This is a genomic window from Lentzea sp. NPDC060358, from assembly GCF_042725365.1.
In the GTDB taxonomy this organism is placed as follows: domain Bacteria; phylum Actinomycetota; class Actinomycetes; order Mycobacteriales; family Pseudonocardiaceae; genus Lentzea.
The window spans coordinates 1-8,021 of record NZ_JBHXCW010000305.1 but is presented as its reverse complement, the minus strand read 5'-3'; the positions used below and the strand labels follow the sequence as shown (position 1 = coordinate 8,021).

7 protein-coding genes are annotated in these 8,021 nt (G+C 72.0%); 3 read left to right on the top strand and 4 right to left on the bottom strand.

Going from position 1 to position 8,021, the window contains the following annotated elements:
- Window positions 1–2,243: BTAD domain-containing putative transcriptional regulator (locus tag ACFWGZ_RS37115; protein WP_382456270.1), on the bottom strand; the 2,243-nt coding region annotated here is incomplete at its 3' end.
- A 103-nt stretch (window positions 2,244–2,346) separates the two neighbouring features.
- Here ACFWGZ_RS37115 and ACFWGZ_RS37110 point away from each other — a divergent pair.
- Entirely contained in the window at window positions 2,347–3,381 is a 1,035-nt protein-coding gene (locus tag ACFWGZ_RS37110; RefSeq protein WP_382456269.1) for an ADP-ribosylglycohydrolase family protein, read from the top strand.
- 222 nt (window positions 3,382–3,603) lie between these two features.
- Here ACFWGZ_RS37110 and ACFWGZ_RS37105 read toward each other — a convergent pair whose 3' ends face one another.
- Genes ACFWGZ_RS37105 through ACFWGZ_RS37095 form a run of 3 tightly spaced genes read right to left on the bottom strand, consistent with a single transcriptional unit; the run spans window position 3,604 to window position 6,213 of the window.
- Complete coding sequence (locus ACFWGZ_RS37105) at window positions 3,604–4,338, bottom strand: FAD:protein FMN transferase (protein ID WP_382456268.1); 735 nt, start codon at window positions 4,336–4,338, stop codon at window positions 3,604–3,606.
- A gap of 8 nt (window positions 4,339–4,346) precedes the next feature.
- Window positions 4,347–4,841: an FMN-binding protein gene (locus ACFWGZ_RS37100; RefSeq protein ID WP_382456267.1), complete on the bottom strand. Its 495-nt coding sequence runs from the start codon at window positions 4,839–4,841 to the stop codon at window positions 4,347–4,349.
- Between the two features lie 13 nt (window positions 4,842–4,854).
- The gene (locus ACFWGZ_RS37095) at window positions 4,855–6,213 is read right to left on the bottom strand and encodes a ferric reductase-like transmembrane domain-containing protein (protein WP_382456266.1); all 1,359 of its coding nucleotides are present in this window, start codon (window positions 6,211–6,213) and stop codon (window positions 4,855–4,857) included.
- A 135-nt stretch (window positions 6,214–6,348) separates the two neighbouring features.
- Here ACFWGZ_RS37095 and ACFWGZ_RS37090 point away from each other — a divergent pair, with 135 nt between their 5' ends.
- A complete protein-coding gene (locus tag ACFWGZ_RS37090; protein WP_330856693.1) occupies window positions 6,349–7,047 on the top strand; it encodes a response regulator transcription factor in 699 nt (232 codons plus the stop codon).
- A partial coding sequence (locus ACFWGZ_RS37085) for a histidine kinase dimerization/phospho-acceptor domain-containing protein (RefSeq protein ID WP_382456265.1) occupies window positions 7,044–8,021 on the top strand: 978 nt, incomplete at its 3' end. The genes ACFWGZ_RS37090 and ACFWGZ_RS37085, both read left to right, overlap by 4 nt.

The window sequence follows — 8,021 nt, the reverse complement described above, 5'->3', positions numbered from 1 at the left end:
AGGTACTGCCGCTCGCCCAGCTCGGTCGCGAGCCGGTGCGCACGGCGGGCGTCCGGCAGCAGGACGGGACGTCCCAGCCGGGCGTTCGTCGTGTAGGTCGTGTCGAGCATCAGGACCTGGCCGAGGCGGCTCCCCGTCACCTCGGCCGCGGCCAGCCCGAACCCGACCAGCGCCACCCACTCCCCCGTGAGGGCGCGCACGGTCGCGTAGGAGTGCAGCAACCGCACGAGCTGCCACACCTGGTCGTGCAGGCCCGCCTCCGCGGACGCGTGCACGACCGCGACGACGTTGGGCCACTCCTGGTCGAACCAGTCGATCGGGTCGACGAACGCCGGCACCGCCGTGGAACCGTTGTCCCCCAACGCGAAGTCGAGACCGTCGCGTGCCGGGCGGATGGCCCTGCGAACGTGGTCGCACGCGACGAGGTAGTAGTTCACCAGTCGCCGCAACGAGTCCCGGTCGGGCCGGCCCGCGCCGCGCACGTACAGGCGCACCAGCTCGTGCATCGTGAACCCGTCCGGCCACGGCTCGACGAGCAGGTTCACCTCGACGAGCTGGGAGAGCCGCGTCCTGGCCGACTCGACGCGGGTGCGGGTCAGCGCGGCCACGGCGTGCGGTGACATCCACCGGCCGGGCGCGAGACCCACGGACTGGAAGGTCTCGCCGAGCTCGGAGGGCAGGTCGCGGGTCGACAGGTCGAGCGCCCGCGACACCCCCACCCCCGCCTCCGGCAGGTCGAGGCCGCGCAACCGGTGGCCGTCGTCGGCCAGTTCCCCCACCAGCTCCTCGACCGTCCACTCCGGACTGGTCACGAGCTTCGCGGCCGCCACCCGCAGCGCGAGCGGCAGCCCGCCGCACAGCTCGGCGAGCTTGCGCGACGCCGCCGGGTCGTCGGCCGACAGCGGCCTGCCCAGCACGTCGTCGACCAGCTCCCGCGCCGCGTCGTCGTCCAGCGGGCCGAGCTTGCGCACGCGGGCGCTGTTCGCGACGACGAGCCGTTCCATCCTGCTGCGCGACGTCACCAGCACCACCGAGCCGGACCCCGGCGGCAGCAGTGGCTGCACCTGCTCGAACGCGGTCGCGTCGTCCAGCACCACCAGCACGCGGCGGCGGTGCAGCAGCGACCGGTACAGCCCGACGCGGTCCTGCACCGCGACCGGCACCCCGTCCGCCGGGACGCCCAGCGCCACCAGGAACCGGGTCAGCACCTCGCCCGGCTCGGCGTCGCCGAGCGACGCGAACAGCACGCCGTGCGGGAACATCTCGGGGTTCTCGTGGCCCCACGTGGCCGCCAGGGCGCTCTTGCCGACGCCGGGCGGGCCGGTCAGCACCGCCACGGTCGTCGAGAGCAGGTTCCGGGCCGCGCACACGGTGTCCAGCCACGCCTTGTCGTCGTCGCGGCCGAACAACCGGGACGCGGACGCGGGCAGCAGCGCCGGCGCGACGATCCCGGCGCGCGGTGCGACGGGGCGCGACTCCACCGGGCCGACGACGCTCAGCTCCGGGTCGTCGCGCAGCACCTGCTCGTGCAGCAGCCGCAGCTGCGGGCCCGGGTCGATGCCCAGCTCGTCCACCGCGCGGCGCTGGAACCGCTGGTAGGCCTCCAGGGCGTCGGCGCGCTGCCCGGAGCGGTAGAGGGCGCGCATGCTGTGGGCGACGAGCCGTTCGCGGAACGGGTACTCGGTGCACAGCCCGCGCAGCTCGCCCACCAGCTCCAGGTGGCGGCCCAGCTCGAGCTCGGCGTCGATGCGCTCCTCCAGCGCCGACAGCCGCAGCTCCTCGAGGTCCGAGGTCATCGGGTCGCCCGGCACGTCGGAGAGCACCGGCCCGCGCCACAGCCCCAGGGCCTCGCGCAGCAGGCCGGCCCGGACGGCGGCGGGCTTGCCGCGGGAGGACGCCACGAGCTGCCGGGCGCGGTGCAGGTCGAGACGCCACGGGTCGACGGTGAGCTGGTAGCCGGTCGGAGTGGTGCGGATCACGGCCGACCCCGCCGGGTCCGACTCCTCCAGCAACTTGCGCAACCGCGACACGTACCCGTGCACGATCGTCCGCGCCGTGGCCGGAGGCGCGTCCGTCCACAGCGCGTCCACGATCTGGTCGATCGACACGGGCCGGTTCGCCTCGACGACCAGCATGGCGAGCAGTCCGCGCATCCCGCGGCGGCCCAGCGGCACGAGCCGGCCGTCCGCGAGCACCTGGAGCGGACCGAGCACGCCGAACTCGAGTCCGGTTTTGCTCCGCATGCCCCTCCCTCTCCTGGGCCGACGTCGTCACTTCAACAGGTGGGAGGCTCGCCGTCTCAGATACAAGTTCGGTTCGAGTTCCGCCGTTCGCTACTGTTGACCTGTGCCGCGAGATCGGAACTCCGTGGTTGACCGCGGCGCCGGGTGCCTCCTCGGCGGCGCTCTCGGTGATGCGCTCGGTGCGCCCGTGCAGTACCTGGGCTGGGCCGACATCCAGCGCGAACACGGCCCGGACGGTGTCCTGGCCCCGCCGAAGCCCGCCCTGTTCACCGACGACACCCAGCTCACGCTGTTCACCGCCGACGGGTACCTGCGCGCCTACGTCCGCGGCAAGCGGACCGGTGAGTGGCGGCCGTCGGAGATGGTGTGGCACAGCTACCGGCGCTGGCTCGTCACCCAGCAGCAACCGGCGCCCGAACACGGCGCGACGGGCCTGCTGGCGGACGAACGCCTCTACGAGAGCCGCTCACCGGGCCTGACGTGCCTGCGCGCCCTGGCCGCGGAGACACCGTCCACACCGGAGAACCCGCACAACGAGTCGTCGGGCTGCAACGGCGTCACGCGCACCGCACCGGCGGGCTTCGCCCCGTCCGCGGCCATCGCCTACGACCTGGGCTGCCGCTTCGCCGCGCTGACCCACGGCGGCACGGGCGGCTGGGTGTCCGGCGGCGCGCTGTCGCTGCTGGTGCACCTGCTGGCCGTGAAGGGCAGGCCGATCCGCGAGGCGATCGACCAGGTCATCGGCCGGGTGCTGCGCGACGACACCTACACCGCGACCGTGCTGACGCGCGCCGTGGTGCTGGCCGAGGAGCACGACGGCTCGGCGTCGGTGCGTGTCGACCGGCTCGGCAGCGGCTGGACGGGCCCGGAGGCGCTGGCGATAGCGGTCTACACCGTGCTGACGCACCCGAAGCCGGCCCAGTTCGTGGACGCGATGCGCGCCGCCGCCAACCACTCGGGCGGCAGCGACGCGACAGCCGCGCTGACCGGCAACGTCCTCGGGGCCCTGCACGGGGCGGAGGCGCTGCCGCGCGACTGGCTGAACGGCCTGGAGATGGTCGACGTGCTGGACGCGATGGGCCGCGACCTGGGCATGTCCGCGGTGGGCATGGACTTCAACGAGGACCGCTACGCCTGAGTGGTTGGCCGCTGCTCCGCAGCCGGCGGCGAGTTCGTCGAGAAGCCGACCGTCCACACGGGAACGGCCCGCGGTGAGCGCTCCCGAATTCGCTCACCGCGGGCCGTTCCGCACGTGGTGTTGGTCGACAGCAGGCCGGGTCTTGCCCCGAGCGCGAGCTCCGATCCAGCTCTCGATCAACGAAAACGTGCCCCGGAGTCGAAGCTCCGTTGGCCGAACATGTTAACAGATGTGTACCGGAAGTCCAGGGCTCGAGTGCACCCGGCGATCTTCGTCGACGATGAAGACCGCGCAGTCCTCCTGCGCCGCCGCCCACTCGATCCCGTCCCTGCCCAGCGCGAACGCCGCCGTGGCGGTGGTGTCCGCGATGGCGAGGTCGGCGCAGAAGACCGTGACCGAGAGCAACCCCGTCACCGGGCGGCCGGTGCGGCCGTCGAGGATGTGCTGCCCGCGCTCGTACAACGCCGACGTGGCAACGGCTCCGTCGCGCACGCCGAGCACGACGGCCAGCTGGTCGGCGAGATCGGGGTGCCGAACCCCGACGCGCCAGGGCTTTCCGGGCTCGGGTTCGCCCGCCGTCACGACGTCGCCGCCCGCGTTGAGGCAGAAGACCGAGGCGCCGCCCTCGCGCAGCAGGTCCGCGGCGCGCTGCACGGCCCAGCCCTTCACCACCGCGCACGGGTCGAGGCCGCGGCCGGGCACCCGTGCCGTGAAGGCGCCACCGGTCGACTCCTCGTACCAGTCGCACAACGACAGCACCTCGACGAGGTCCGGCGTGAGCTCCTCCTCGCGCACCTCGCCCCGGTCCAGCCGCGAGACCTCGCTGTCCGGCTTGAACGGCGAGAACCGCTCGTCGGCCTCGCGCAACCAGGCGAACGCGCGCTCGGCCAGTGCGGCGTCGCCGTCGCGCAGGTCCACCGAGATCGGCAGCCCCATGACGTGTTCGACGCGCCGCACGGCCACGGCTACTTCGCCCCGTCGATGGCGGCCTGCAACGACGCCTTGTAGCCCTCGGAGGTCGCGGTCGCGCCGGACACCGTGTCGATGTCCGCGCTCTGCGCCTTCAGGGCCGACTGCTTCAGCAGCGGCAGCGCCATGCGGGTCGGGTTGGAGTTGGGGGCGCGCAACGCCTTCACGTCGGTGATCTTGGTGCCCTGGAACGTCACCTGCACCTGCACGGTGCCCTCGGACGTGTTCACCGCGGGCCCGGACACGCTGCGCGTCTGGGCCTGCTGCTGGGGCTGGGTCTGCTGGGGCTGGGTCGTCTTCGGTGCGGCCGCGGACCCGGTGGTCTTCGGGGCGGCCGACGTCGTCTGCGGAGCCGCGGACTGTTGCTGCTGCGGTGCTTCCGGCGCGGCGATCTCGCTGATCTCGCCCTCGTGGCCGGCGGCCGGCGAGTACAGCCACACCGGCACCAGGCCGGCGACGCTCAGCGCCAGAACGGGGATTGCCCTCTTCACGTCGTCAGACCTCTCAGTTGGCCAGCGCGAAGCGCTCGGCGTGGACCTGGTTCGCCGGCACCCCGAGCTCGTCGAGGCTCTTCACCACGGCGTCGGTCATGCCGTTGGGCCCGCAGATGAAGACGTCGCGGTCCTGCACGTCGTGGACGAGCGCGACGAGGTTCTCCGGCCCGAGCAGCGGGCCGTTCGGGGTGATGGTCTTCGAGGAGCCGGTGACCAGCCGCAGCACCGCGCCCTTGGCCCGCACGAGACCCTCGATCTCGCGCAGCAGCACGGCTTCCCGCGGATCGGTGACCCGGTACAGCACCACGACGTGGCCCTGGATCTCCTCCAGCAGCGCGCGGATCGGCGTGACGCCGACACCACCGGCGACGAGGAGCGCGTTCGGCTTGGTCTGGTGCATGGTCGTGAAGGCGCCGTACGGGCCCTCGGCGAACACGCGGGTGCCGACCTTCACGTTGCGGACGTCGGCACTGCCGGTGCCCAGCGCCTTCGCGGTGAGCCGCAGGTACTTGCCGTTCGGCGCGGCGGACAGCGAGAACGGGTTGGCCTGCCACCAGCGGTCCTTGGTCACGAACCGCCACAGGAAGAACTGGCCGGCCTTCGCGGGCAGCCGGTCGAGGTCCCTGCCCTCGATGTAGACCGAGACGACGTTGTGCGCCTCGGGCACGACGGCGGCGACCCGGAACTGGTGGCGCCAGTTGCGCCACAGCGGCAGGCCCACGCGTCCGACGAGGACGGAGCCGAGGGCGACCGTCCAGAGGCCCCACCAGTAGGCGGTGGCGAGGGCGGAGTTGCGGAACGTGCTGCCCACGGCGACCTGGTGCGTGAAGGCCAGGAAGATCGCGACGTAGGTGTAGAGGTGGATGAAGTGCCACGTCTCGTAGGCCATCTTGCGCCGCGCGAAGCGGGCGGAGACCACGCCGACGACCATGATGATCGTCCACGCCACCAGCGCGCGGAGGATGCCCTCCAGCTCGGTCGCCTGCCGGACGATCTCGGCGACCGGCCCGGAGTCGCCCGCGTTGCCGAACGCGATGAAGACGAGGTGGCCGATCAGCATCCAGAAGATCGTGAAGCCGGTCCAGCGGTGCCAGACCGTCAGCCTGTCCATGCCGAGCCGGCGGTCGAACCACGGCAGCCGGGCGACCAGGAGCAGCTGGAACGCCATCGCGAGCGCGCCGTAGAGACCGGTCAGCCTGCCGAAGTTGACCAGCTTGTTCGACCCCACGCCCGCCGCGTTGAACAGGTAGGTCGCGAACGCCGCGTTGGCCAGGAGGAACACGTAGAGGCCGGCTTTGGCCAGCACCTTGTGCGGCGTCGCGCGCCCGGCCGGAGCCGGTCGCACGGGGTGCTGCAGGGTGGTCGTCACGGCGGGCTCCTCGGTCGGGCGGCGGCGGGCAGTCGATCTCGATCCTCAGCGCCCGAGCTGTGCACCCGCTTTGGGCGGGCTGTCGACTTCCTGTCGATCCGGCGGGGGCGCTGCCGGGTGGCGCACCATGAGCACGTGGACAAGGGGAATTCGGTTCGACTGCTCGTCGTCGACGACGAGCCGCACATCGCTGACCTGGTCGCGACGGTCGCCCGCTACGAGGGCTGGCAGGCCGCGACCGCGCTCAACGGCGAAGAGGCCCTGAGAGAGGCCGCCGAGTTCCACCCGGACATCGTCGTCCTCGACCTCATGCTGCCCGACCTGGACGGGTTCACCGTCCTCGACCGCCTCCGGTCGGCCGGCGCGATGGTCCCGGTGGTCTTCCTGACCGCCCGCGACGGCACCGCGGACCGCGTGGCGGGCCTCACCCGCGGCGGTGACGACTACCTCGTCAAACCGTTCTCGGTCGAGGAGCTGATGGCCCGGCTGCGGGCCGTCCTGCGCCGGTCGACGGGCCCGTCGTGGAAGCGGTCGGTGCTCAAGGTCTCCGACCTCGTGATGGACGAGGACACCCGCGAGGTCCGCCGCGGCGGCAAGCTCGTGACGCTCACGCCGACCGAGTACGAGCTGCTCCGGTACCTGATGCGGCGCTCGCCGGCCGTGCTGACGAAGGCCCAGATCCTCGACCACGTGTGGGAGTACGACTTCGGCGGCCGTTCCAACGTGGTCGAGCTCGTCATCTCCCACCTGCGCCGCAAGCTCGACGACGGCCGCGAACCGTTGATCCACACCGTGCGCGGAGTGGGGTACGTGCTCCGCAGAGCAGCAGAATGAGAACCGTGATCACACCCGTGCGCGAGTGGAGGCTCGGCACCCGCCTCGCCCTCGGTCTCGGCGCGCTCGCGCTGACCGTGTTCGTGATCGTCGGCTGGGTCATGGTGGCGTCGATGCAGACGTTCCTCGACCGCCGTCTCGACGACCAGATGGTGATCAGCCAGACGAGCGCGGTGAAGGAGATCGCCTTCTACGGCAAGGTCACCAAGCTGCCGCCGGACTGGTTCGCCGTCGTCTACAAGATCGAGGACGGCGAGGCGAGGGCCCTGCCGGGCGAGCAGCAACCGCAGGACCGCGAGGAGTTCGACGCCCTCGCGAAGAAGGCGCTGGACACCGACGGGTTCCAGACCGAGTACCTGCGCGGCGAGGGCAAGTTCCGGCTGCGCGCCTGCCAGGTCGTGAAGGACGAGTACATCCTGGTCAGCGCGGCCCCGATGCAGGACAGGGACGGCACGATCTCGCAGCTCGTGACGGTCGGCGTGGTCGCGTTCCTGGCCGCCCTGGTCGCGCTGGTGGTGGGTGGCCAGGCGCTGATCCGCAAGGGCATGAGGCCGCTGTCGGACATGGCCGACACCGCGCACGACATCTCGTCGCACGACCTGACCGACTCCGCCGACCTCACCGTGCGCGTGGACGGCAACGGCGGCGGCGTCGAGGTGGAGGAGCTGCGCGAGGCGTTCAACAAGATGCTCGCGCACATCGACTCGTCGCTCGCCGCCCGCACGGCGGCGGAGCAGCGCCTGCGCCGGTTCATCGCCGACGCCTCGCACGAGCTGCGCACCCCGCTGACGTCACTGCGCGGCTACGCGGACCTGTTCAAGTACGCGGCGGCGAACGAGCCGGGCGAACGCGAGAAGCACCTGGAGAAGCTGCGGTCGGAGGCCGCGCGGATGAGCGTGCTGCTCGACGACCTGCTGCTGCTGGCGCGCCTGGACTCGGCGGCGGCCGAACCGCCGCTGCGCCCGGAGGAGATG